The following is a 23,751-nucleotide window of genomic DNA, read 5'->3' on the forward strand; positions in this document are numbered from 1 at the left end:
ATGGACATCGACATGACCACCCTGCGGATGCTGGAGCGTGAGAGGGATCTCAGCCTGGACGTCCTCGTGGCGGCCATCGAGCAGGCGCTCCTCTCGGCCTACCACCGCACGCCCGACGCCTACAACCGCGCTCGCGTGGAGCTGGACCGCTCGTCCGGCCACGTGACCGTGTGGGCGCGCGAGGAGCTGCCCGTCGAGGCGGACCCCGACGACCCGGACGCCCGGCCGGGCGTGGAGCTCGGCCCCGAGTTCGACCACACGCCGCAGGACTTCGGCCGCATCGCGACCGCGACGGCCCGCCAGGTCATCGTGCAGCGCCTGCGTGACGCGGAGGACGACCAGGTGCTGGGCACCTTCCGCGGCAAGGAGGGCGAGGTCCTCGCGGGCGTGATCCAGCAGGGCCGCGACCCGCGCGTCGTGCTCGTGGACGTGGGCGGCACCGAGGCGGTGCTGCCGCCGCACGAGCAGGTGCCCACCGAGGAGTACGTGCACGGCGAGCGGCTGCGCGCCTACGTGGTCGAGGTCAGCCGTGGAATGAAGGGCCCCCAGATCACGTTGAGCCGTACGCACCCGAACCTCGTGCGCAAGCTCTTCGAGCTCGAGGTCCCGGAGATCGCGGACGGCTCGGTCGAGATAACGGCCATCGCCCGCGAGGCGGGGCACCGCACCAAGATGGCGGTCCGGTCGCGCGTGGCCGGGCTCAACGCCAAGGGTGCCTGCATCGGCCCGATGGGGGCCCGCGTGCGCGCCGTCATGGCCGAGCTGCACGGCGAGAAGATCGACATCGTCGACCACAGCGACGACCCGGCGTCCTTCGTGGCCAGCGCCCTGTCGCCGGCCCATGTGTCGTCGGTCACAGTGGTCGACGCCGAGGCCCGCGCCGCGCGGGCGATCGTCCCCGACTACCAGCTGTCCCTCGCGATCGGCAAGGAGGGGCAGAACGCGCGGCTCGCCGCCAAGCTGACGGGCTGGCGCATCGACATCCGGTCGGACGAGGCGACCGACTCGGGTGCAGGTGGCACCCCCGCCGACACGCAGAGGGGCCGGTAACGGCCGGTGGGGCGGCGCGGTAGACTGTCCGAGTCTGGGCCACGCGCCCGCTCCTCGACGTACCCCGTTCCGGACGAAGGTCCGGTGCGTACGTGCGTCGGGTGCCGGGAGCGTGACCAGCGGTCTGCACTCCTGCGTCTGGTGCCGGACCCTTCGATGCACGGTGACGCGGTGGCAGGTCCACAGCGCATCGTGGTCGATGTCCGGGCCTGTCTGCCGGGTCGCGGCGCCTGGGTCCACCCGGAGCCGCGGTGCCTGGAGCTCGCCGAGCGCCGCAGGGCCGTGTCACGTGCGTTGCGCGTCGACGGTCCCGTCGACCTGGGTGAGGTACGAGCACACCTCGGCCGGTGAGTGCACCGGCCGCACGACCGTCCCGACCGGACGCCACCCGGCGTCCGGCCGAACTCTGCGAATCGTCGACAAGGAAGCGGGTCAGAAGCCGATGGGCACCCGATGAGTCCCCAGCGATGAGTACTCAGTACTAATGGCGGTCCTCCCTGTCCCGGGACGGACCGAGACAGGAGAGATGTGGCTAAGATCCGCGTTCACGAGCTCGCAAAGCAGCTCGGAGTGGAGAGCAAGACCCTGATGGCCGAGCTGAAGGCCGCAGGAGAGTTCGTCCGTTCGGCGTCCTCGACCCTCGAGGCACCCGTCGAGCGTGCGATGCGTGACAAGTTCCCGGCCGGTGGCGCTGCCGGCTCGTCCGACAAGGGCGCAGCGGCCAAGCCCGCGCCCAGCGCACCCAAGCCGGCCGCGAAGCCCGCGGCCCAGAAGCCCGCCGCGCCGGCCCCCGCGCCGGCTCCGGCACCCCGGACCGAGGCCGCGCCCGCACCGGCGCCTGCCCCGGCCCCCAGTCCTGCTCCGGCCGCCCCGGCCGAGGCTCCGGCTCCGGCCGCCCAGGAGACGCCTGCGGCGCCCGCGGCGTCCGCCAAGCCGGCGGCCGCCCCGAAGCCGGGTGCGCCGAAGCCGGCCGCGACCCCGCGCCCCGGTGCCCCCAAGCCCGGTGCCGCGCCCTCCGGCGCACGTCCCGCCCGCGACGGCGGCCGTGGCCCGCGTCCGGGCGGCGACCGTCCGGGTGGCGGTGCGCCGCGTCCGGGGAACAACCCGTTCGCGACGAGCCAGGGCATGCCGCGTCCCGGTGGCGGCCGAGGCCGTCCGGGTGCCGGCGGTGGCGACCGTCCGGCCGGTGGTGCGCCGCGTCCGGGCAACAACCCGTTCGCGACGAGCCAGGGCATGCCGCGTCCGGGGCAGCGCCCCGAGCGCGCCGAGGCCAGTGGTGAGCGTTCGGGCGGACCCCGCCCCGGCGGTCCGCGTCCCTCGGCCCCGCGCCCCGGTGGCACCGGTGGCCCGCGTCCGAACCCCGGCATGATGCCGGGCAAGACCTCCATGCCGCGTCCGGGTGACCGCCCGGCGCCCGGTGGCGGCCGCGGCCGCCCCGGTGGCGGTGGACGTCCGGGTGGCGGCGGTGGCGCCGGTGCCGGTGCCCCGGGTCGTCCCGGTGGTGGCGGCGGCTTCGGCGGCCCGCGTCGTGGTGCCGGCGGTCGCGGTGCGACCCAGGGTGCCTTCGGGCGCGCCGGCGGCAAGCCGGTCCGCGGCCGCAAGTCGCGTCGGGCGAAGCGCCAGGAGTTCGAGGCCATGCAGGCCCCGTCGCTCGGCGGCGTGCAGGTTCCCCGCGGCAACGGCAGCACGGTCGTGCGTCTGCGCCACGGTGCCTCGCTGAACGACTTCGCGGACAAGATCGACGCGAACCCCGCGTCGCTCGTGACCGTCCTGTTCCACCTGGGCGAGATGGCCACGGCCACGCAGTCCCTCGACGAGGACACCTTCGGCACGCTGGCCGCCGAGCTCGGCTACGTGATCGAGATGGTCTCGGCCGAGGAGGAGGACCGCGAGCTGCTCGGCACCTTCGACATCGACCTGGAGGCCGAGGAGGCCGGGGAGTCGGACGACGACCTCGCCGCCCGTCCGCCGGTCGTGACCGTCATGGGTCACGTCGACCACGGTAAGACGAAGCTGCTGGACGCGATCCGCAAGTCGGACGTCGTGGCCGGCGAGCACGGCGGGATCACGCAGCACATCGGTGCCTACCAGATCACGCACGAGCACGAGGGCGTCGAGCGCGCCATCACGTTCATCGACACCCCGGGTCACGAGGCGTTCACCGCCATGCGTGCCCGTGGTGCACAGGTCACGGACATCGCGATCCTCGTGGTCGCGGCCGACGACGGCGTGATGCCGCAGACGGTCGAGGCCGTGAACCACGCGCAGGCCGCCGGCGTGCCGATCGTGGTCGCCGTCAACAAGATCGACGTCGAGGGCGCCAACCCGGCGAAGGTCCGGCAGCAGCTCACCGAGTACAACCTGGTGGCGGAGGAGTACGGCGGCGACACCATGTTCGTCGACGTCGCCGCGAAGCCGGGCATCGGTATCGACGACCTCATCGAGGCCGTGCTGCTGACCGCCGACGCCTCCCTCGACCTGCGCGCCAACCCGTCCAAGGACGCGCGCGGTGTCGCGATCGAGGCCAACCTCGACAAGGGCCGCGGTTCCGTGGCCACGGTGCTGGTCCAGTCGGGCACGCTGCACGTCGGCGACGCGATCGTCGCGGGCACGGCCCACGGCCGCGTCCGTGCGATGTTCGACGAGCACGGCAACTCGGTCGACGCGGCCCTCCCGGCCCGTCCGGTCCAGGTGCTGGGTCTGACGAGCGTCCCGAGCGCCGGCGACACGTTCCTCGTGGCGCCGGACGACCGGACGGCCCGCCAGATCGCCGAGAAGCGCGAGGCGGCCGAGCGTGCCGCGACGCTGGCCAAGCGTCGCAAGCGGATCAGCCTCGAGGACTTCGACTCCGAGCTCAAGAAGGGCAAGGTCGAGAGCCTCAACCTCATCCTCAAGGGCGACGTGTCCGGTGCTGTCGAGGCGCTGGAGGACGCGCTGCTCAAGATCGACGTGGGCGAGGAGGTCGAGCTGCGCGTCATCCACCGTGGTGTGGGTGCGATCACGCAGAACGACGTCAACCTGGCCACGGTCGACAGCGCCGTGATCATCGGCTTCAACGTGAAGTACGGCGAGCGCGTCGAGGAGCTGGCGGAGCGCGAGGGCGTGGACGTCAAGTTCTACTCGGTCATCTACCAGGCGATCGAGGACGTCGAGGCGGCCCTCAAGGGCATGCTCAAGCCGGAGTACGAGGAGGTCCAGCTCGGGACCGCGGAGATCCGCCAGGTCTTCCGTTCCTCGAAGTTCGGCAACATCGCCGGTTCGGTGGTCCGCTCGGGCAGCATCCGCCGCAACGCCAAGGCGCGTGTGCTGCGGGGCGGCACGGTCGTGGGGGACAACCTCACCATCGAGTCGCTGCGTCGCGAGAAGGACGACGTCACCGAGGTCCGCGAGGGCTTCGAGTGCGGTATCGGTCTCGGCTCGTTCAACGACGTGGTCGAGGGCGACACCATCGAGACGTTCGAGATGCGCGAGAAGCCGCGCGTCTGACGTTCCTCGTCGAGCCGGAGCCCGGCGCCCGTGTCAGACCCCGACACGGGCGCCGGGCTCCGGCTCGCTCACCTCGGAAGGGAAGAAGAGATGGTCGACAACCCGCGGGCCCGCAAGCTCGCCGACCGCATCAAGGTGATCGTCGCGCAGATGATCGACACGCGGATCAAGGACCCGCGCCTCGGTTTCGTGACCGTCACCGACGTCCGGGTCACCGGCGACCTGCAGAACGCCTCGGTGTTCTACACGGTCTACGGCTCCGACGAGGAGCGCGAGGGCACGGCCGCGGCGCTGAAGAGCGCCACGGGCCTGATCCGCTCGGAGGTGGGCAAGCAGACGGGCATCCGCCTCACGCCCACCCTGGAGTTCCACCTCGACTCCGTGCCCGAGACGGCCGCCACGCTCGACGCGGCCCTCGTCGAGGCCCGCAAGCGCGACGCGGAGCTGGAGGCGCTGCGCGCCGGGGCCCAGTACGCGGGCGAGGCGGACCCGTACAAGAAGCCGCGCGAGGACGACGACACGGAGTGACCTCCGACGCCGCGCTCGCCCGCGACATCGACGCCACCTGCCGGCTGACGGGGTCGTTCACCCTGCGGTCCGGCCAGGTGGCGTCGAAGTACTTCGACACGTACCTCGTCGAGAGCGACCCACCTCGACGCCGTGCGCCGGCCCTGACCCTGCGCCGGCCCTGACCCTGCGCCGGCCCTGACCCACGGGATACTGGTAGCCATGACCTCACCCACCCCGCAGGCTCCACCCCGCCGTCCGACGGCGGCCGACGGCTTCGTGGTCGTCGACAAGCCCCAGGGCTGGACGAGCCACGACGTCGTCGGGCGCATGCGGCGGCTCGCCGGGACGCGGAAGGTGGGCCACGCCGGCACGCTCGACCCCATGGCCACCGGCGTGCTCGTGCTCGGCATCGGCAAGGCGACGCGCCTGCTCACCTACGTGGTGGGCGCGGACAAGGACTACGACGCCACCATCCGGCTGGGTGTCGCCACGACCACGGACGACGCCGAGGGCACCGTCGCGGCCGTGGGCGACCCGGACGCCGTCGGGCGCGTGGACCGGGCGGCGCTGGACGCCGCCGTCGCGGAGCTCACGGGCGACATCCTGCAGGTCCCGACGTCGGTGTCCGCGATCAAGGTGGACGGCAAGCGTGCCTATGCGCGCGTCCGGGCGGGGGAGGACGTCGCGCTCCGGGCCCGGCCCGTCACCGTGTCCCGGTTCGACGTGCTGGACGTGCGCCCCGGGACGGCGGCCGTGCCCGACACCGACGAGGTGTATGTCGACGACCAAGACCCCGACGCGTCTCCCGGCGTCGCACCCACCGCCGCGCACCCCGGCGGGGGCCCCGTGCGCGAGGTGCCCGTGCTCGACGTCGACGTGCGCGTCACGGTCTCGTCCGGCACCTACGTGCGCGCGCTCGCGCGCGATCTCGGAGCCGCCCTGGATGCCGGCGGCCACCTGACGGCGCTGCGCCGCACCCGCGTGGGCGGGTACGACCTGGCGGGCGCCCGCACCCTGGAGCAGCTCGAGGCGCAGGCGGACGCCGACGGCACCCTGGCCACCCTCCCGCTCGCCGACGCCGCGCGCGGCACCTTCCCGGTGCGCGAGCTCGACGAGGCGGAGGTGCGCGCCCTGGGTTACGGCCAGTGGGTCGAGCCGTCGGGCAGACCCGAGGTCGTGGCCGCGGTCTCGCCGTCGGGCACGCTGGTGGCGCTCCTGGAGGACACGCGGCGGCGTGGCGAGAGCCTCGCCAAGCCCGTCCTGGTGCTCGCGCCCGCCACCTGAGACCCCGCAGCAGACCCAGCAGCAGACCCAGCAGCCCCCGGGCTGCGGATAGGCTGGTGGCACCCGAGCCACCTGATCTTTGAGGAGCACCCGCGTGCAGCTGTGGACGGACCTGGAACAGGTCCCCCCGGGATTCGGGCCGTCAGTGGTCACGATCGGCAACTTCGACGGCGTCCACCGGGGACACCAGGCGGTGCTCGACCGCATCCTCCGGCTCGCACGCGGTGACGGCGCGCAGGCCGTCGCCGTCACGTTCGAGCCGCACCCCGCGGCCGTGCACCGGCCGGAGTCGGCACCCGAGCTGATCACGGGCCTGGAGGACCGCCTCGCCCTCATGGAGCGCACGGGCCTGGACGCCACGCTGCTGGTGCACTACACGCTCGACTTCGCCGCCCAGACGCCCGAGGAGTTCGTCTCCCGGTACCTCGTCGACGGTCTGCGGGCCCGCACGGTCGTGGTCGGCCACGACGTCCGCTTCGGCAAGCAGAACGCCGGGACGCTGGCCACGATGGTCGAGCTCGGCGGGCAGCACGGGTTCGAGGTCGTGGCCATCGAGGACGTCGGCGACGCCGCGCGCGACGGCGAGGGACACCAGCGCTGGTCGTCGACCGCCGTGCGCGCGCTGCTCGCGGAGGGCGACGTCGACCAGGCCGCCGACGTGCTCGGCCGCCCGCACCTGCTGCGCGGCACCGTGGTGCACGGCGACGCGCGGGGACGCGAGCTGGGCTTCCCGACGGCCAACCTCGGCGACATCACCGGCCTCGTGCCCGCCGACGGCGTGTACGCGGGCTGGCTGCGCCGCGGCTCGGCGGCGACGTGCGCGAGCTTCGCGGTGCCCGCCGGGCGGTCGGTCGCCCCGGCGGCCGCCCCCGGCCAGGAGGAGATCCTCCCCGCGGCCATCTCGGTCGGCACCAACCCGACGTTCGACGGCGTGGAGCGCCGCGTCGAGGCGTACGTGCTCGACCGCACCGACCTGGACCTGTACGACCAGACGGTGGTCCTGGAGTTCACCGCGCACCTGCGGCCCACGCAGCGGTTCGACGGCATCGAGCCGCTGATCGCCCAGATGAACGAGGACGTGGCGCGCTCGCGCGACATCCTGAAGCCGTGACGAGGTCGTCGGGGCACGGCGGTGAACCAGGTCCCGGGAGAGGTTCGCGGCGCTCGCACGTTGAGATGGGCATGACGCTCCTCGAACTGTCCGGCCTGGTGGTCGGGTACGGCGGCACCGCCGTCTGCCCGCCGCTCTCGCTCACCGTGGCGCCCGGCGACGCCGTCGCCGTCATCGGCACCAACGGCACCGGCAAGTCCACGCTGCTGCGCACCGTGCTCGGGCTGCAGGACCCGCTGTCCGGCACCGTCCGGGCGTTCGGCCGGGCCGTGGACGAGCGGGAGCGCGCCTTCCGCACCCGGGTCGCGGGCGTGCTGGACGACGACGCGTTCTTCCCCGGCGTGACCGTCCGCGAGCACCTCGTGCTCACCGCCCGCGGGCACGGCGTCGCCGACGCCGGAGCCGTCACCGACCGGGTGCTCGACCACATGGGCATCGCCGGGCAGGCCGGCGCCATGCCGCACACCCTCTCGTCCGGGCAGCGCCGGCGGTTCCTGCTCGCGAGCGCCCTGGTGCGTCCCCGCGACCTGCTCGTCCTGGACGAGCCCGAGCAGCGTCTCGACACCGCCATGCGCGGCCGGCTCGCCGACACGCTGCGCGCCGAGGCCGACGCCGGCACCGCCGTGCTGTTCGCGACGCACGACGACCGCCTGCTGGCCGCGACGGGGGCCCGCGCCCTCCACCTGTCGGACGACGGCGCCGTGCTCCTGGACCCGGACGAGGCCCCCGGCGTGCTGGCGGGATTCCGGTGACGGGCGCGCAGCCGCGCCCGCTCACCGACCTGGTCGCCGTCGAGGAGGAACGGCTCACCGGGGCCGAGCTGCGGCGGCTGACCGCGCGCGTGCGGGCGCACAACCTGCCGCCCGAGCCCGGGCGCGTGGTGGCGGATGTCGGCGAGGTGGCGATCACCGTCGCCCTCGTCGTGCTGTACCTGTGGGGGTTCGGCACGCCCGTGCGCGAGCTGCTCTCGTCCGACGCCACCGGGACCGGCCTCGGCCACGGGCTGATCCAGGCCATGGCGCTCGCGCTCGCCCTGGTCGGGGGCGCCGTCGTCGCCACGCGCCTGGGCCCCGCGGGCCTGCCCGCCGCGGGCGTGCGCTGGTGGTTGCCCACCCCCGCCGGCCGCGCCGGCCTGGTCTCTCCCTCGGTGGTGCGCACGGCCCTCGCCGGAGCCGGTGCGGGCCTGCTGGCCGGCGCCGTACCCGCGCTGCTCGTCGGCGCCGCCCCCGTCCCCGTCCTGCTGGACGGCGCCTTCGGCGGCGCGCTCGGCCTCCTCGTCGTGGGCGGTGCGGGCGTGCTCCAGGTGAGCGGCACGACGGCGGGCGGCGGTCCGGCCCGCGTGCTCACCCTGCTGCTGGCCGCCGTACCGGTCGCGGGGCTCGCCGGCGCGCTGTGGGCACCGCGTCTCGGAGCCTGGGCCGCGCCCTGGCCCGCGACCGTGGCTGTGGCGCTCGCGGGCGTCGTGGCCCTCGCCCTCTGGGTGGCGGGTCTCGACCGCCTGCGCGCCGGTGAGCTGCGCGCCCGCGCGTCGGCGGCGATGCAGGCGTCGGCGGCACTGCTCTCCCTGGACAGCGGCGGCGTGAGCCGCGTGCTCCTCGGCTCCGGACCGGTGGCCTCCCGGGTCCTGGCCCGCGTGCCCGGGCTCGCCCGCGGCCCCGCCAGCGCGGTCCTCGCCGCCGACCTCACGCTCCTGGCTCGTTCGTCGGCGGCGCTCGCGGGCCTGGTGGCGGTCGCGGCCACCGGGGCGGTCGCGGTGCAGGTTCCGGTGCTGGCCGGCGGGATCGGGCTGTGGGCGGTCCTGGCGGGGCTGGGCTGGGCGGGGGCGGTCGCGGGCGCCGTCGGGCCGCGGACCGCGGGGGAGAACCCGCGGCTCGACGCGCTGGTCCCGCTCGGGGCGCGCGCCGCACGGGCGCTGCGCACGGTGTGGCCGACGGTGACCGCCGGGCTGGTGCTGGTCGTGGTCGCCGTGGCGTCGGGCGGCGGGGCGTGGGTCGCGACGGCGGCGCCGGCGGCCGTCGTGCTCGGGGCCGCCGCCGTGCGGAGCGCCTACCGGGGTCCGGTGCCGTGGGACGTGCCGATGATCGCCACCCCTGCCGGGGCCCTGCCGACGGGGCTCGTGCTGCACCAGCTCAAGGGTCCGGACCTGGTGGTGCTCGGCACGCTGCCGCTCGCCGTGGCCGTCGTGGTGGGGGTCGCGTCCCCGGTGCTGGTCGGCCTGCAGGTGGGGTGCGCGGTCGGCGCGGTGCTGTGGGCGGCGCACGTGCGGCGCATGGTGTGACACCCCCGTTCTGATACGTGCTTCGGATCTGGCCGAATCGGTCACGGCTCCGCTCCGCGGCGCTCCTCCTGGTGGAAGGCCCATACCCAGCCGGATACCCAGCCAGAGAAGCACCAAGGAGAGGATCATGGCCCAGACCACGCAGGTGCCGTCCCAGGGCGACCCGAATCGCAGCCCCCACGAGGCGGTCGACCTGGCGCAGACCCCGGCCGGCCGCACGGTCCGCCGGATCGGTCACGGCGGCGTGTTCGTGCCCGCCGACTCGAACCCCGGCACCGCGCCGCAGGACAGCACGGCCACGCTCATGCCGCGCACGGAGGCCGCCGTCCGCCGCGACCTGCGTGAGCACCGCTTCGACGCCACCACCTCGTTCGACTACCTGCTGCGCGACCTCGCGCGACGGTTCCCCCAGGCCCACCTGCCCGTCGGCGACCAGGTGGACGCGACGCGCGACGCCCTCATGCGGCTCGGCGCCGGCATGATCGAGGCGCCCGCCGGGCCGCCGCCCGCCCCGGCTCCGGGCACGCCGCCGGCTCCGCCGGCCCCGTCGCGCGACTCGACGGTCCCCGCGGTCTACACCTACTGGGGCCAGTTCATCGACCACGACATCACCCTCAACACCAACGGGCCGGACGACGGCTCGGGGCCGGGCGGCGACCAGGCGCTCGGCGACGTCGTCGCCGACCCGTTCCGTGCGTTCGACCCCGACGTGGTGCGCCGCAGCCTGCACAACGGGCGCATCCCGCTGCTCGACCTCGACAGCCTGTACGGGTCGGGCCCGCGGTTCGCGGGCGAGAAGGACCGGGGGGCCACGCGCAGCGAGGCGGCGTACGTGCCGGACTCGGCCAAGCTGCGGCTGGGCCGGGTCGGAACCGAGCCGATCGGACCGTTCTCCCTGGTGGCTCCGGGCGACGACCCCCAGCGCGACCTGCCGCGCAGCGCCGAGCCGGGCAGCGAGCGCATGCCGCTGATCCCGGACAGCCGCAACGACGAGAACCTCGTGGTGGCGCAGTTCCACGTGGCGATGATCCGGTTCCACAACGCCGTCGTGGACTGGGTGGCACGGCACGAGCCGTGGTTCGCGACCACGCAGCGCGAGCTGTTCGACCGGGCGCAGCAGCTCGTCCGCTTCCACTACCAGTGGCTCGTGGTGCACGACTACCTGCGCACCCTGACCAAGGCCGGCGTCCTGGACTCCGTCCTGGCCGAGGGGCCGACGCTGTTCCGGCCCGCGCGCCGCATCTCGATGCCGCTGGAGTTCGCGGTGGCGGCGTTCCGGTTCGGCCACTCGATGGTGCGCGGCGCGTACGACTTCAACGTCAACTTCACGGGCACCGGCCCCGGGGGCGTGGCGACGCTGGACCAGCTCTTCCAGTTCACCGGCAACGGCGGGCTCTCGCCGGACCCTGCGGCCCCGCTGCCCGCCCTGCCCTCGAACTGGCCGATCGAGTGGCCGCGGCTCACGGACAAGGGCGACCCGCTGGCGTTCCGCATGGCACGCAAGATCGACCCGTTCCTGGCCGACGGGCTGGGCGACCTGCTCAACGAGGGCAACACCGCGCCGGCCCCGATCAAGGCGCTGCTCAAGCAGCTCGCGCAGCGCAACCTGCTGCGCGGCTACATGCTCGCGATCCCGACCGGCGAGGCCGTCGCCCGGGCGCTGCGGGTGCGGCCGCTCACGCCGGAGCAGCTGCGCCGGAACGCGTCGCCCGAGGTGGTGGCCGCGCTGGACGACCTGGACGGCACGCCGCTGTGGTACTACGTGCTCAAGGAGGCCGAGGTCCAGGGCAACGGCAACTTCCTGGGTGAGGTCGGCAGCCGCGTCCTGGTGGAGACGTTCCTGTACCTGCTGCGCCTGGACCCCGACTCGTTCATGCGGCGGCCGGGCGGCGACTGGAACCCGGGCTACGGGGTGCGGTTCGAGGACGGGCGCCTGGTCACGACGATCACCGACCTGCTGGCGTTCGCGGGGGTGTTCCCGGTCGGTGAGGACGAGGCGGGCCTGCCGCGGTTCCGCCGGGGCCCCGCCGGCATGGGCTACGCGGGCCACGACGGCGCGTGACGTGCGGGAGGTCTCATCCGGGCAGTCGGACGTACGGGCTCAGCACTGGTAATGTTGTACCGCCGTCTGAACGGCCGCGGATCCAGAGCGCCCCGGTGAACTAGTCCCGGAGCACCGCGCAACGACACCGAAGGAGAGCCCATGCCGCTCGACACTGCCACGAAGCAGCAGATCATTTCCGAGTACGGGACCAAGCCGGGCGACACCGGCTCGCCCGAGGTGCAGATCGCGCTCCTCACGCAGCGCATCAAGGACCTGACCGAGCACCTCAAGGAGCACAAGCACGACCACCACAGCCGTCGTGGTCTGCTGCTCCTCGTGGGCCAGCGTCGTCGTCTCCAGGGTTACCTGCGGGGCATCGACATCGAGCGCTACCGCGCCCTGGTCGACAAGCTCGGCCTGCGTCGCTGAACCTGTCTCCTACCAGCCCGGCCCCCGCTGCGGGGGCCGGGCTGGTCTGGTGAGATGCTGTAGTACAACAACCACGAACGCCGCCCGTGACCTCGTCCGGTCCTCGGTAGTGGCTTCCCGAACACCTGGTTCGGTAGGCCTCGATCGATGACCGTCGGGTGCGGGGGCGTTCCGAGAGAACAAGGAGGGCACCCGTGGAGGGTCCCGAGATCCAGTTCGCCGAGGCCGTGATCGACAACGGTCGCTTCGGCACCCGCACCGTCCGGTTCGAGACCGGGCGCCTCGCCAAGCAGGCCGCCGGCTCCGTCGCCGCGTACCTCGACGGCGAGACCATGCTGCTGTCGACCACCGCGGCCGGCAAGCACCCCAAGGACCAGTTCGACTTCTTCCCGCTGACGGTGGACGTCGAGGAGCGGATGTACGCCGCGGGCCGCATCCCCGGCTCGTTCTTCCGCCGCGAGGGCCGTCCCTCGACCGAGGCGATCCTGGCCTGCCGCCTGATCGACCGCCCGCTGCGCCCGCTGTTCGTCAAGGGCCTGCGCAACGAGGTCCAGGTGGTCATCACCGTCATGGCGATCCACCCGGACGACGCGTACGACACGCTGGCGATCAACGCCGCCTCGGCGTCGACCCAGATCTCCGGCCTGCCGTTCGACGGCCCGGTCGGTGCCGTGCGCATCGCCCTGGTCGACGGCCAGTGGGTCGCGTTCCCGAAGTACTCCGACAAGGAGCGCGCGGTCTTCGACATGGTCGTGGCCGGCCGTGTCGTGGGTGACGACGTGGCGATCGCCATGATCGAGGCCGAGGCCACCGACAACGCGTGGGGCCTCATCAAGAACGACGGCGTCGCGGCCCCCACCGAGGAGGTCGTCGCCGAGGGCATCGAGGCGGCCAAGCCGTTCATCAAGGCCCTGTGCGATGCGCAGGCCGCGCTCGCCGCGCAGTCCGCCAAGGAGACGCAGGAGTTCCCGCTCTTCCCGGACTACCAGGACGACGCGTACGCCGCCGTCGAGTCGGCCGTCACCGCCCCCACGCGGGACGCGCTGACCATCGCCGACAAGCAGCAGCGCGAGAACACGCTCGACGAGATCAAGGCGAGCGTCCACGAGCAGCTCGACGCCCAGTTCGAGGGCCGCGAGAAGGAGCTGTCGGCGGCGTTCCGCTCGCTGCAGAAGAAGCTCGTGCGCCAGCGCGTGCTCACCGACGGCGTGCGCATCGACGGCCGTGGCCTCGCGGACATCCGCACCCTCTCGGCCGAGGTCGAGGTGCTGCCCCGCGTGCACGGCTCGGCGATCTTCGAGCGCGGCGAGACCCAGATCCTGGGTGTCACCACGCTGAACATGCTCCGCATGGAGCAGCAGATCGACTCGCTCGGTCCGGAGACGCGCAAGCGTTACATGCACAACTACAACTTCCCGCCGTACTCGACCGGTGAGACGGGCCGCGTGGGCAGCCCGAAGCGCCGCGAGATCGGTCACGGCGCGCTCGCCGAGCGTGCCCTGGTGCCGGTGCTGCCGAGCCGCGAGGAGTTCCCGTACGCGATCCGCCAGGTGTCCGAGGCTCTCGGCTCCAACGGCTCGACGTCGATGGGTTCGGTGTGCGCGAGCACGCTGTCCCTGCTCAACGCCGGTGTGCCGCTGCGCGCCCCGGTCGCGGGCATCGCGATGGGTCTCGTGTCCGACACCGTGGAGGGCGAGACCCGCTACGCCGCGATGACCGACATCCTGGGCGCGGAGGACGCGTTCGGCGACATGGACTTCAAGGTCGCCGGCACCAAGGAGTTCGTCACCGCCATCCAGCTCGACACCAAGCTCGACGGCATCCCGGCGTCGGTCCTCGCGGCCGCCCTGGGCCAGGCGCGCGACGCGCGCCTGACGATCCTCGAGGTCCTCGCCGAGGCGATCGACGTGCCCGACGAGATGTCCCCGAACGCCCCGCGCGTCATCACCGTCAAGGTCCCCACCGACAAGATCGGCGAGGTCATCGGCCCGAAGGGCAAGATGATCAACCAGATCCAGGAGGAGACGGGCGCGGACATCTCCATCGAGGACGACGGCACCGTGTACATCGGCGCCACCGACGGCCCCTCGGCCGAGGCCGCCCGCGCGGCGATCAACGCGATCGCCAACCCGCACGTCCCCGAGGTGGGCGAGCGGTTCGTCGGCACGGTCGTCAAGACGACGTCGTTCGGCGCGTTCATCTCGCTGTCCCCGGGCAAGGACGGTCTGCTGCACATCAGCCAGATCCGCAAGCTCGTGGGCGGGAAGCGCGTCGAGAACGTCGACGACGTGCTGTCCATCGGCCAGAAGGTCCAGGTCGAGATCGGTGAGATCGACCCGCGCGGCAAGCTCTCGCTGGTCGCCGTGACGGACGAGGAGGAGTCGGCCCCGGCCGACGCCGCCGAGGCCCCCGCACCCGCGGACGCCTGACATGGCTTGGCACCTGCCGCTCGTTCCCTCGGGCGAGCCCGGTGCCGAGCTCACCGCCGGGCAGGACGGCGCGACGATCCGTCGCTCCGTCCTGCCCGGCGGTGTCCGTGTCCTCACCGAGCACATGCCGGGCCAGCGCTCGGCGACGGTGGGCGCGTGGATCGGCGTCGGCTCGCGGGACGAGACCGACGGCCACTTCGGCTCGACGCACTTCCTGGAGCACCTGCTCTTCAAGGGCACCGCACGGCGTTCGGCGATGGACATCGCCGAGGCGTTCGACGCGGTGGGCGGCGAGGCGAACGCGGCCACCGGCAAGGAGCACACGTGCTACTACGCGCGCGTGCTGGACTCCGACCTGCCCATGGCGGTCGACGTGATCGCCGACATGGTCACCTCCGCGCGCCTGGACTCCGACGAGCTCGAGACCGAGCGCGGCGTGATCCTCGAAGAGCTCGCGATGAACGACGACGACCCGACCGACGTCGTGCACGAGCAGTTCTCCGCCGTCGTGCTCGGGGACCACGCGCTGGGCCGGCCCATCGGCGGCACGCCGGAGACCATCAACGCCGTCCCGCGCGACGCCGTGTGGGACCACTACCGCTGGAACTACCGCCCGGAGACCCTCGTGGTCACCGCCGCCGGCGGCATCGACCACGACCGGCTGGTGCAGCAGGTCACGCAGGCCCTGTCCGACGGCGGGTGGGACCTCGACGCCGCCGTCGCGCCGCGCGACCGGCGGGCCGCCACCGAGGACCGGGTGGGCGTGCCGGAGGTCGGCACCGAGCGCACCATCGAGCGGCCGGTCGAGCAGACGAACATCATCATCGGCTCCACGGGCATCTCCGCGACGGACGACCGGCGCTTCGCGCTGTCGGTGCTGAACGCGGTCCTGGGCGGCGGCATGTCGTCGCGCCTGTTCCAGGAGATCCGGGAGAAGCGCGGGCTGGCGTACTCGACCTACTCGTTCGCGTCCGCGCACGGCGGGCTCGGCACGTTCGGGCTGTACGCCGGGTGCGCGTCCGCCAAGGCGGACCAGGTCACCGAGCTGCTCGTGGAGGAGCTGGAGAAGCTCGCGCACGACGGCATCACCGAGGCCGAGCTGAAGCGGTCGATCGGGCAGCTCAGCGGCGGTACGGTGCTCGGGCTGGAGGACTCCGGCTCGCGCATGAGCCGGCTGGGCAAGGCGGAGCTCGTCTACGGTGAGCTCCTGTCCCTGGCGGAGTCGCTGGACCGTATCCAGGCCGTCACGGCCGCCGACGTCCAGACCCTGGCCCAGGACCTGGCGTCGCGCCCGCGCTCGATCGTCCGCGTGGGCCCGACCGACAACTGAACCGTCAGCGGGAACGAGGGTGGATCGTGAGTGACATCAAGGTGGCCGTGCTCGGGGCCGGCGGGCGCATGGGCAGCCAGGCGTGCGCGGCCGTCGAGGGCGCCGACGGGCTGGAGCTCGTCGCGCGGCTCGGCCGGGGCGACGAGGTCTCCGCGGAGACCCTCGCCGGGGCGGACGTCGCCGTGGACTTCACCGTCCCGGCCGTCACCGAGGCGAACGTGCACGCGGTGCTCGACGCCGGGGCGCACGCCGTGGTCGGCACCACCGGCTGGGACGACGCCGCCCGCGCCCGCGTGACCGCGCACCTCGCGGAGCTGTCGCCGCGGGGCCAGGGCGGCAGCGGCGCGCTCGGCGTGCTCATCGCCCCCAACTTCGGGCTCTCGGCGGTGCTGGCCATGACGTTCGCCGCGAAGGCCGCCCGCTACTTCGAGTCGGCCGAGATCATCGAGCTGCACCACCCGAACAAGGTGGACGCGCCGTCGGGCACGGCCCGGCACACCGCGGCGGCGATCGCCGCCGCGCGCGCCGAGGCCGGCCGCGGGTCCTCGCCCGACGCGACCGAGTCCGGCTGGGACGCCCGCGGGGCCGACGTCGACGGCGTGCGCGTGCACGCCGTGCGCCTGCGCGGCCTCGTGGCGCACGAGGAGATCCTGTTCGGCAACGCGGGGGAGCAGCTCGTGATCCGGCAGGACTCGTTCGACCGGGCCTCCTTCATGCCCGGCGTGCTGCTCGCCGTCCGCTCCGTGGTTTCGCGGCCCGGCCTGACGGTGGGCCTCGAGCACGTTCTGGACCTCTCGTGAGCGGCCAGGACGTCGCGGGCGCGGGCGGCCGGGCGCCGTCTGGCCGCAAGGTGCCGCGCGGGCTGCCCGGGGCGATCGCCCTGACGGCGCTGCTCGCCCTCTACGTCTGGCAGATCGGGGGCCGCGGCCTCGCGATGCTGCGCAGCGGCGAACCCGTGCTGATCGGCATCGGCGTGGGGGTGCTGGTCATCCCGCTGCTGGTCATCGGGCTCATCGCGCGGGAGTACCGGCTCGCCGCGACCGTGCAGCGCATGGCCGACACCCTCGCGGCCGACGGCCGGCTGCCCGTGGACGACCTGCCGCGCTCGCCGGGCGGCCGCATCGACCGTGCCGCGGCCGACGAGGCGTTCGAGCAGCGCCGGGTCACGGTCGAGGAGACCCCGGACGACTGGCGCGCCTGGTACAACCTGGCGTTCGCGTACGACGCGGCGGGCGACCGCCGCCGGGCGCGCGAGGCGCTGCGGACCGCGGCGGGCCTGTTCCGCGCGTGACGTAGCCCACCCCCGCGCGGGCCTCGGATCCGCGCCCCTCGGCCTGCGAGCTCGCGCGGGTGGTGCGAACCTCTCGTCATGACAGCGACCGCGAACGAGCCGGACACCCGCCTGAACCGCACGGTGAGCGGCCGGCTGCTCTACCTGTTCATCCTCGGCGACGTGCTCGGTGCCGGCGTCTACGCCCTCGTGGGCGAGCTGGCCGGGGAGGTCGGCGGCGCCGTCTGGCTGCCGCTGCTCGTGGCCCTCGGCCTGGCGCTGCTCACCGCGGGCTCCTATGCCGAGCTCGTCACCAAGTACCCCCGCGCGGGCGGCGCGGCCGTGTTCGCCGAACGGGCCTTCAAGCAGCCGGTGATCTCGTTCCTGGTCGGGTTCTCCATGCTGGCCGCGGGCGTCACCAGCGCCGCCGGCCTGTCCCTCGCGTTCGCCGGCGACTACTTCGCCGCCTTCGTCGACGCGCCCGAGCGCGTCGTCGCGCTCCTGTTCCTCACCGCGGTCGCGCTCCTGAACGCGCGCGGCATCAAGGAGTCGCTCGGTGCGAACGTCGTCATGACCATCGTCGAGGTCGGCGGCCTGGTGCTGATCGTCGTGCTCGCGGCCGTCGTGCTCGGCCGGGGCGACGGCGACCTCGGGCGGGCGACGCAGTTCGCCGACGGGGTGACGCCCGCGCTCGCCGTCCTGTCGGCGGCCATCCTGGCGTACTACTCGTTCGTGGGGTTCGAGACGTCGGCGAACGTGGCCGAGGAGGTCAAGGACGTGCGCCGGGTCTACCCGCGTGCCCTGTTCGGCGCGCTGATCACCGCGGGCGTCGTCTACCTGGCGGTCGGGGTCGCGGCGGTCGCGGTCGTGGAGCCCGGCACGCTCGCCGGGTCGAGCGGCCCGCTGCTCGAGGTGGTCTCGGCGGCGGGCACGGTGCCCGAGTGGCTGTTCTCCCTCGTGGCGCTCATCGCCGTCGCCAACGGCGCGCTGCTGACCATGATCATGTCGAGCCGCCTCGCCTACGGCATGGCGGAGCAGCGGCTCCTGCCGTCCGTGCTCGGCCGGGTGCTCCCCGGCCGCCGCACGCCCTGGGTGGCGATCGTGGTCACCACGCTGGTGGCCATGGTGCTGGTCTTCACCGGCGACCTCGCCGCGCTCGCGGAGACCGTCGTCCTGCTCCTGCTGCTGGTCTTCGCGAGCACCAACGTCGCCGTCCTCGTGCTGCGCCGGGACCACGTCGAGCACGACCATTTCCGCGTGCTGACGGTGGTGCCGTGGCTGGGCGTCGCGAGCTGCTTCCTGCTCCTGACCCAGCAGTCGGGCGCCACGTGGCTGCGGGCCGGCGCGCTGCTCGTCGTCGGCCTGGTGCTGTACGTGGCCATGCGCCTGACCCGCCGCCGCAACGGGGACGACGCGGGACCCGAGGTCAGTCGGTGAGGTCGGCGCGGGGCGTGTCCGGGTGCTCCTCGGCGTGGGTCGGCACCCAGCGCACCGCGACCAGCACGAACCCGAGCACGAGCAGCCCCGCGGTGAGCACGAACGGGTAGGTGCGGTCGATCCCGGACAGCCAGCCGGAGATCCAGCCGAACGGCGCCGCCGCGAGCATGATGCACGTGCGCTGGATCGCCATCACCCGGGACCGCTCCGCCTCGTCCACGTGCAGCGCGACGAGCGACTCCGAGAGCATGAACAGCATGCCCGCGCCGAAGCTGTCCAGCAGCAGGCACAGGCCGAGGAACGCGTAGGTCGCGCCCGTGGCGGCGCCGTCCGGGGCCGCGATGGCGACGAGCGTGACCTGGCCGGCCAGGTGCACCCCGAAGCCCCACAGCGCGGCCCGCTTGAGGTCCACGGCGGTGGTCAGCAGGGGGATGAGCGTGAAGAAGAAGGTCACCGACAGCACCGAGCGGACCATCGGGAAGAACGGCAGCAGCGCGTCCGGCACGTGCAGGTGCTGGCTCGCCACCACCTGCCAGAACGTGCCGTTGACGAGCGTGACGGCGGCGGTCAGCGCGGCCACGGCGAGGGCGAGCAGCGACCCGCGCGAGCGCAGCAGCAGGCCGAGCACCCCGCGGTAGCCGGCGAAGAGCCGCCACACGCTCTGCCCGCGCGTGGCCGCCATCCGTACGCGACCCTGCCGGGTCTCGTGGGACCACAGGTAGAGCCAGACGATCTTGACGGTCATCACGATCGCGGCGTTGACGTACAGGATCCGCACGGCGGGCTCGAGCCCGAGCTGGGCGACCAGCACGGCCGCCAGCGGTGCGAACAGGGCCGAGCAGTCGGCGGCGACCTTGACCAGCGAGTAGATCCGCGTGATCTGACGGCGTTCCGCGTCCTCGACCATGAGGCAGTCCCACGAGTTCTGGGTCACCTGCAGCGCGCCGTTGACCAGCGAGGCCGCCAGGAAGAACCAGAAGTTCTGCGCGAACGCCCACAGCAGGCACGGGATCACCCAGGCGATCACGTCGAACAGCGCCGTGGTGGTGCGGCGGCCGAGCCGGTCGGTGATGATCCCGCCCGCCAGCCCGAAGCCGACCTGGGACAGCATCGCGATCGTGGCCAGGAAGCCGATCTGCGCGTCGTGCAGGCCCAGGGCCAGCATGAACACCGAGGCATAGGGCAGCACGAGGGCCATGGAGAGGCCCCACAGCGGCTCGGTCCACACGCAGGCGCGAGGGTTGCCGCGGAGCTCGACGAGGGTCCGCCAGAGCGGGTTACGGGCGCGGGTCACGGGGCAAGTGAAGCACCTTCGCGGGGCGCCGTGGGACGGCCGTCCGGCGGCCCGTCGCCGGGCTCAGTCTGTCAGGCTCGTCCAGCAGTAGAGGCCGTGGCCGGCGTCCGCCGCTCGGGCGGCGAGGGCGGCGAGCGGAAGCAGCGCGGCCGCCAGGCTGGCCGCGGTAGCCGTGCGCGCGGCGGTACCGGCCCAGTCGCTCGCGGCCGCGGCCAGCCGGGCGGGTCCGGCGGAAGCGAGATCCTCGACGAGGGTCTGTGCCACGGACACGACCCACGGCCCCTCCTCACCGCGTGCGCCGACGAGCGCGCCGTGGCGCGGGTGCGCCGTCACCTCGCCGTACGGCCGTCCGGACAGGACGCCGGCGAGCCCGCCGAGCATGACGAACGGGTCGACGGACGGCAGCGCCACGGCGTCGAACCGGGGCCGGTCGGTGCGCAGGTCGGGCTCGGTCGGCCCGCCGGGCGTGCTCAGCACCGTCGCCGCCACCTCGTCGGTCGGCGCTGCGAAGTAGTCGGTGCGGATCCCCATGCGGCCGATGGTCGCAAGGCCGTGTCACGGGACTGTCACGCGGGCGTGAAACCTGGGGTTCGCGCCGCGGCGTGCGTCAGATCTGGGCGGACCAGCGGTGCTCGACGACCTCGCGGGGGCCCGTCGCCAGCGTGCGGCTGCGGCCGTCCTCGCCCAGCCCGCTCGCCGCCAGGAAGGCGGCGCGTGCCGTGTCGTCGGCGAGCGCCCAGGTCGTGACCGTCTCGGAGCCGTCGGCCCGCAGCCGGTCGACGGCGGCGGCCAGGAGGCGGGACCCGTGGCCCGCCCGCTGTGCCTCGGGCAGCACCTCCAGCGACAGCACCTGGCCGGGGGAGACGGCGGCGAAGCCGACGACGTCGGGCCCATCGAGCGCCACGAGCACCGCGAAGCCCGGGCCGGGGGGCGCGGTGATCGCGGAGGCCCAGCGGTCCCGCATCGCGGGCACGTCGAGGGCCTGGATGACGCCCTCGCCGAGCACCCCGGTCGCTCTCCACGAGGACACCTGCACGTCGGTCACGGCGGACTCGTCCCCGGCGACGGCAGGTCGCACGGACACGTCGGCGGTCTCACGGAACAGTGCCATCCGTCCACCCTACCGAGGCGCCGGGTACCGGCGCGCCGCGACGGCGTCAGCCCCAGCCGAGGGCGCGCAGGCCCGCCGCCGTGGCCGCGGCGAGGAACACCACCAGGATGAACGGGGCGCGCAGCGCGAGCGCGAGGGCCGCGACGGCGAGCGCCGGGACGCGCGCGTCGACCGCGAGCGTGCGGCCGTCGGCGAAGCCCTGGACCACGACGAGGGACACGAGCAGGGCGACGGTCACGAGCGAGGTCACCCGGGAGACGCGTTCGGAGGCGAGCCAGGAGCGGGGCACGAGGTGCCCGGCGAGCTTGAGCGCGAAGCAGGCGAGCGACGCGACGAGCACGGTGGTCCACAGTGCGGCGGTGGTCATCGGACGGCCTCCCGGTCGGTCGTGCCGTTCGTGTCGGTCGTGTCGGTCGTGCTGTGCGGGTCGTCGGCGTCCGCGGCGGGTGCACCGCCGGCCGCGGCCGGCACCACCAGCCCGACGACCATCGCGACCGCGGCGGCGGCGAGCACCGGGATGCCCGGCGGTACGAAGGGGACGAGGGCGGCCGTGGCCGCGACGGCCAGGCCGGCGACCACCTGGGCACGCCGTGGCGCGAGCCGGGGCCACACGAGAGCCAGGAACGCGGCGGCGGCCGCCGCGTCGAGCCCCCAGGCTCGGGGGTCGCCGAGGGCGTCGCCGGCGAGCGCACCGAGCAGCACGAACGTGTTCCAGACCACGAAGACGCCGACGCCGGTGACCCAGAACCCCACGCGGGACGCCGCGGGCTCCGGCTGCGCGACGGCGACCGCCGTCGACTCGTCGATGGTGACCTGCGCGGCGGCGAGCCGGCGCCAGCCGCGCACCTCCAGCAGCGGCGAGACCACGGCGCCGTACAGCGCGTTGCGCAGGCCGAGCAGCGTGGCCGTGGCGATGGCCGCCAGGGGGGTACCGGCCGCGCCGACGACTCCCACGAGGGCGAACTGCGAGCCGCCGGAGAACATGAGCAGGCTCAGGGCCATGGTGGGCGCCAGGCCGATGCCCGCCGCCACGGACAGGGCGCCGAAGGAGACGCCGTACAGGCCGGTGGCCACCGCGACGCTCACGCCCTGGCGGGCGGCGGCGCGGGCGGCCGGCTGGGTGGGAAGGACCTTCACGCGGTGAGGCTACGACGCCGGCACCCGGTCGCGCCGCGATTTCCGTCAGCCGGACGGGGTGCCCGGCGCTCAGAGCGCCACGTACACCGTCTCCTGGTACTCGTCGATGCCGGTGTCGCCGCCCTCGCGGCCCAGGCCCGACGACTTCACGCCACCGAACGGCGCGCTCGCGTCGGACACCAGGCCCCGGTTGATCCCGATCATCCCGGCCTCGATCTCGTCCATGGCGCGCTGCGCCCGCGCCAGCGACGTCGTGTACGCGTAGGCGGCCAGGCCGAAGGGGGTCCCGTTGGCCAGCTCGTACGCCTCGTCGTCGGAGCCGAAGGCCACGATCGGGGCCACCGGGCCGAAGATCTCCTCGGTCACGATCCGGGCGTCGCCGCTGACGCCCGTCAGCACGGTGGGCCGGTAGAAGTGCCCCGGCCGGTCGAGGCGCGAGCCGCCCGTGAGCACCTGGGCGCCGTCGCCCGCGGCGTCGTCCACGAGGCCGGTCACCTTCTCCACCGCGGCCTCGTTGATGAGCGGACCCACCTCGGCGCCGGGCTGCGTGCCGGGGGCGGTCACCTTGGCGCCCACGGCGTCGGCGAACTTCTCCGCGAAGGTGTGCGCGACGGCGTCGTGCACCAGGAAGCGGTTGGCCGCCACGCAGGACTGCCCGGAGTTGCGCAGCTTGGCGATCAGCGCACCCTCGACGGCGGCGTCCAGGTCGGCGTCCTCGAACACGATGAACGGCGCGTTGCCACCCAGCTCCATGGAACTGCGCAGCACGTTCTTCGAGGCCTGCGCGAGCAGGGTGCGCCCCACCCCGGTCGAGCCGGTGAACGAGACCTTGCGCAGCCGCGGGTCCTCGAACAAGGGGCCGGTGACGTCGGCCGCCGAGGTGGTCGGGACCACGTTGACGATGCCGGTGGGCAGGCCGCGCTCCTCGGCCTCGGACCGGATGATCTCGGCGACCAGCAGCGTCGTGAGCGGGGTGAGCTCGGACGGCTTGACCACCACGGTGCACCCGGCGGCCAGGGCCGGGGCGATCTTGCGCGTCGCCATCGCGATGGGGAAGTTCCAGGGCGTGATGAGCAGGGACGGCCCCACGGGCCGGCGGCTCACGTACTGCGTGTTGCCGCCCGACGGCGCCCGCCGCACCAGGCCGTCGGCGCGCACCGCCTCCTCGGCGAACCAGCGCAGGAACTCCGCGCCGTAGACCACCTCGGCGCGGGCCTCCGCCAGGGGCTTGCCGGCCTCCGCGGTGATGAGGGCGGCGATGTCGTCGGCCCGGGCCACGAGGCGGGCGAACACGGCGCGCAGCAGCTCGGAGCGCTCGCGCGGCGGCACGGCCCGCCAGGCGGGGGCGGCGGCGTGCGCGGCGTCCAGGGCGCGGACGGCGTCCGCGGGCGTGGCGTCCGCGACGTCGAAGATGCCCTCGCCCGTCGCCGGGTCGGTCACCTCGAACGTGGACCGGTCCGCCGCGGGTCCCCAGTGCCCGTCGACGAGCAGACCGGTGGGCAGGTGCGCCACGAGGGCGGGGGAGAGCGTCGTCGCCGTCATAGTCCGAGT

General features: G+C 73.9%; 22 protein-coding genes. 16 read left to right on the plus strand and 6 right to left on the minus strand.

Annotated elements, in window-relative coordinates; translation table 11 throughout:
* The 16 genes from nusA to APR03_RS06080 all read left to right on the plus strand — a co-directional run bounded on the left by nusA (window position 1) and on the right by APR03_RS06080 (window position 18,658).
* A complete protein-coding gene (nusA, locus tag APR03_RS06005; RefSeq protein WP_253833657.1) occupies window positions 1–1,050 on the plus strand; it encodes a transcription termination factor NusA in 1,050 nt (349 codons plus the stop codon).
* Window positions 1,051–1,134: 84 nt separating this feature from the next.
* Window positions 1,135–1,401, plus strand: a complete 267-nt coding sequence (locus APR03_RS06010) for a YlxR family protein (protein WP_308216448.1) — start codon at window positions 1,135–1,137, stop codon at window positions 1,399–1,401.
* A 177-nt stretch (window positions 1,402–1,578) separates the two neighbouring features.
* A complete protein-coding gene (gene infB, locus APR03_RS06015) occupies window positions 1,579–4,536 on the plus strand; it encodes a translation initiation factor IF-2 (protein ID WP_253833658.1) in 2,958 nt (985 codons plus the stop codon).
* A gap of 90 nt (window positions 4,537–4,626) precedes the next feature.
* Window positions 4,627–5,064, plus strand: a complete 438-nt coding sequence (gene rbfA, locus APR03_RS06020; RefSeq protein WP_253833659.1) for a 30S ribosome-binding factor RbfA — start codon at window positions 4,627–4,629, stop codon at window positions 5,062–5,064.
* Window positions 5,061–5,228, plus strand: coding sequence for a hypothetical protein (locus APR03_RS06025; protein WP_253833660.1), 168 nt, complete (start codon window positions 5,061–5,063; stop codon window positions 5,226–5,228). Before rbfA ends, APR03_RS06025 begins: the two co-directional genes overlap by 4 nt.
* A 37-nt stretch (window positions 5,229–5,265) precedes the next feature.
* Window positions 5,266–6,330 carry a tRNA pseudouridine(55) synthase TruB gene (gene truB / locus APR03_RS06030; RefSeq protein ID WP_253833662.1) on the plus strand — a complete coding sequence of 355 codons (1,065 nt, stop codon included), beginning with the start codon at window positions 5,266–5,268 and terminating at the stop codon, window positions 6,328–6,330.
* 94 nt (window positions 6,331–6,424) lie between these two features.
* Window positions 6,425–7,441: a bifunctional riboflavin kinase/FAD synthetase gene (locus APR03_RS06035; RefSeq protein ID WP_253833663.1), complete on the plus strand. Its 1,017-nt coding sequence runs from the start codon at window positions 6,425–6,427 to the stop codon at window positions 7,439–7,441.
* A gap of 71 nt (window positions 7,442–7,512) precedes the next feature.
* Entirely contained in the window at window positions 7,513–8,193 is a 681-nt protein-coding gene (locus APR03_RS06040; RefSeq protein ID WP_253833664.1) for an ABC transporter ATP-binding protein, read from the plus strand.
* Window positions 8,190–9,719, plus strand: a complete 1,530-nt coding sequence (locus APR03_RS06045) for a DUF6297 family protein (RefSeq protein ID WP_253833665.1) — start codon at window positions 8,190–8,192, stop codon at window positions 9,717–9,719. The genes APR03_RS06040 and APR03_RS06045 overlap by 4 nt, the downstream gene beginning before the upstream one ends.
* Window positions 9,720–9,846: 127 nt before the next feature.
* Entirely contained in the window at window positions 9,847–11,781 is a 1,935-nt protein-coding gene (locus APR03_RS06050) for a peroxidase family protein (RefSeq protein ID WP_253833666.1), read from the plus strand.
* 141 nt (window positions 11,782–11,922) lie between these two features.
* Window positions 11,923–12,192 (plus strand): 30S ribosomal protein S15, encoded by a 270-nt coding sequence (rpsO, locus tag APR03_RS06055; protein WP_119137907.1) that lies wholly within the window; start codon window positions 11,923–11,925, stop codon window positions 12,190–12,192.
* A 194-nt stretch (window positions 12,193–12,386) separates the two neighbouring features.
* A complete protein-coding gene (locus tag APR03_RS06060) occupies window positions 12,387–14,621 on the plus strand; it encodes a polyribonucleotide nucleotidyltransferase (RefSeq protein WP_253833667.1) in 2,235 nt (744 codons plus the stop codon).
* Window position 14,622: 1 nt separating this feature from the next.
* Window positions 14,623–15,951, plus strand: a complete 1,329-nt coding sequence (locus tag APR03_RS06065; RefSeq protein WP_253833668.1) for a M16 family metallopeptidase — start codon at window positions 14,623–14,625, stop codon at window positions 15,949–15,951.
* A 26-nt stretch (window positions 15,952–15,977) separates the two neighbouring features.
* The gene (dapB, locus tag APR03_RS06070) at window positions 15,978–16,751 is read left to right on the plus strand and encodes a 4-hydroxy-tetrahydrodipicolinate reductase (RefSeq protein WP_253833669.1); all 774 of its coding nucleotides are present in this window, start codon (window positions 15,978–15,980) and stop codon (window positions 16,749–16,751) included.
* The gene (locus APR03_RS06075; RefSeq protein WP_253833670.1) at window positions 16,748–17,242 is read left to right on the plus strand and encodes a tetratricopeptide repeat protein; all 495 of its coding nucleotides are present in this window, start codon (window positions 16,748–16,750) and stop codon (window positions 17,240–17,242) included. The genes dapB and APR03_RS06075 overlap by 4 nt, the downstream gene beginning before the upstream one ends.
* Window positions 17,243–17,320: 78 nt before the next feature.
* The gene (locus tag APR03_RS06080; protein WP_253833671.1) at window positions 17,321–18,658 is read left to right on the plus strand and encodes an APC family permease; all 1,338 of its coding nucleotides are present in this window, start codon (window positions 17,321–17,323) and stop codon (window positions 18,656–18,658) included.
* On the opposite strand, the gene APR03_RS06085 is transcribed toward APR03_RS06080, so the two are convergent.
* The 6 genes from APR03_RS06085 to APR03_RS06110 form a co-directional block, all read right to left on the minus strand.
* The gene (locus tag APR03_RS06085) at window positions 18,648–19,952 is read right to left on the minus strand and encodes an MFS transporter (RefSeq protein ID WP_253833672.1); all 1,305 of its coding nucleotides are present in this window, start codon (window positions 19,950–19,952) and stop codon (window positions 18,648–18,650) included. The genes APR03_RS06080 and APR03_RS06085 overlap by 11 nt on opposite strands.
* Window positions 19,953–20,015: 63 nt before the next feature.
* Window positions 20,016–20,483 carry a hypothetical protein gene (locus APR03_RS06090; RefSeq protein ID WP_253833673.1) on the minus strand — a complete coding sequence of 156 codons (468 nt, stop codon included), beginning with the start codon at window positions 20,481–20,483 and terminating at the stop codon, window positions 20,016–20,018.
* Between the two features lie 76 nt (window positions 20,484–20,559).
* Window positions 20,560–21,063: a GNAT family N-acetyltransferase gene (locus tag APR03_RS06095; protein WP_253833675.1), complete on the minus strand. Its 504-nt coding sequence runs from the start codon at window positions 21,061–21,063 to the stop codon at window positions 20,560–20,562.
* A 46-nt stretch (window positions 21,064–21,109) separates the two neighbouring features.
* Complete coding sequence (locus APR03_RS06100; protein WP_253833676.1) at window positions 21,110–21,430, minus strand: AzlD domain-containing protein; 321 nt, start codon at window positions 21,428–21,430, stop codon at window positions 21,110–21,112.
* Window positions 21,427–22,200, minus strand: coding sequence for an AzlC family ABC transporter permease (locus tag APR03_RS06105; RefSeq protein ID WP_253833677.1), 774 nt, complete (start codon window positions 22,198–22,200; stop codon window positions 21,427–21,429). The genes APR03_RS06100 and APR03_RS06105 overlap by 4 nt, the downstream gene beginning before the upstream one ends.
* A gap of 69 nt (window positions 22,201–22,269) precedes the next feature.
* On the minus strand, window positions 22,270–23,742 hold the full coding sequence (locus APR03_RS06110; protein WP_253833678.1) for an NAD-dependent succinate-semialdehyde dehydrogenase: 1,473 nt from the start codon (window positions 23,740–23,742) through the stop codon (window positions 22,270–22,272).
* Between the last annotated feature and the right edge of the window lie 9 nt (window positions 23,743–23,751).

Origin of the sequence: Promicromonospora thailandica, assembly GCF_024171955.1 — a bacterium.
GTDB classification, from domain to species: domain Bacteria; phylum Actinomycetota; class Actinomycetes; order Actinomycetales; family Cellulomonadaceae; genus Promicromonospora; species Promicromonospora thailandica.

Coding starts and splice junctions, on each gene's coding strand:
- nusA (WP_253833657.1), top strand. CDS start 1: ATGGACATCGACATGACCACCCTGCGGATGCTGGAGCGTGAGAGGGAT.
- APR03_RS06065 (WP_253833668.1), top strand. CDS start 14,623: ATGGCTTGGCACCTGCCGCTCGTTCCCTCGGGCGAGCCCGGTGCCGAG.
- APR03_RS06090 (WP_253833673.1), bottom strand. CDS start 20,483: ATGGGGATCCGCACCGACTACTTCGCAGCGCCGACCGACGAGGTGGCG.
- APR03_RS06095 (WP_253833675.1), bottom strand. CDS start 21,063: ATGGCACTGTTCCGTGAGACCGCCGACGTGTCCGTGCGACCTGCCGTC.
- rbfA (WP_253833659.1), top strand. CDS start 4,627: ATGGTCGACAACCCGCGGGCCCGCAAGCTCGCCGACCGCATCAAGGTG.
- truB (WP_253833662.1), top strand. CDS start 5,266: ATGACCTCACCCACCCCGCAGGCTCCACCCCGCCGTCCGACGGCGGCC.
- rpsO (WP_119137907.1), top strand. CDS start 11,923: ATGCCGCTCGACACTGCCACGAAGCAGCAGATCATTTCCGAGTACGGG.
- APR03_RS06040 (WP_253833664.1), top strand. CDS start 7,513: ATGACGCTCCTCGAACTGTCCGGCCTGGTGGTCGGGTACGGCGGCACC.
- APR03_RS06100 (WP_253833676.1), bottom strand. CDS start 21,430: ATGACCACCGCCGCACTGTGGACCACCGTGCTCGTCGCGTCGCTCGCC.
- APR03_RS06080 (WP_253833671.1), top strand. CDS start 17,321: ATGACAGCGACCGCGAACGAGCCGGACACCCGCCTGAACCGCACGGTG.
- APR03_RS06110 (WP_253833678.1), bottom strand. CDS start 23,742: ATGACGGCGACGACGCTCTCCCCCGCCCTCGTGGCGCACCTGCCCACC.
- APR03_RS06050 (WP_253833666.1), top strand. CDS start 9,847: ATGGCCCAGACCACGCAGGTGCCGTCCCAGGGCGACCCGAATCGCAGC.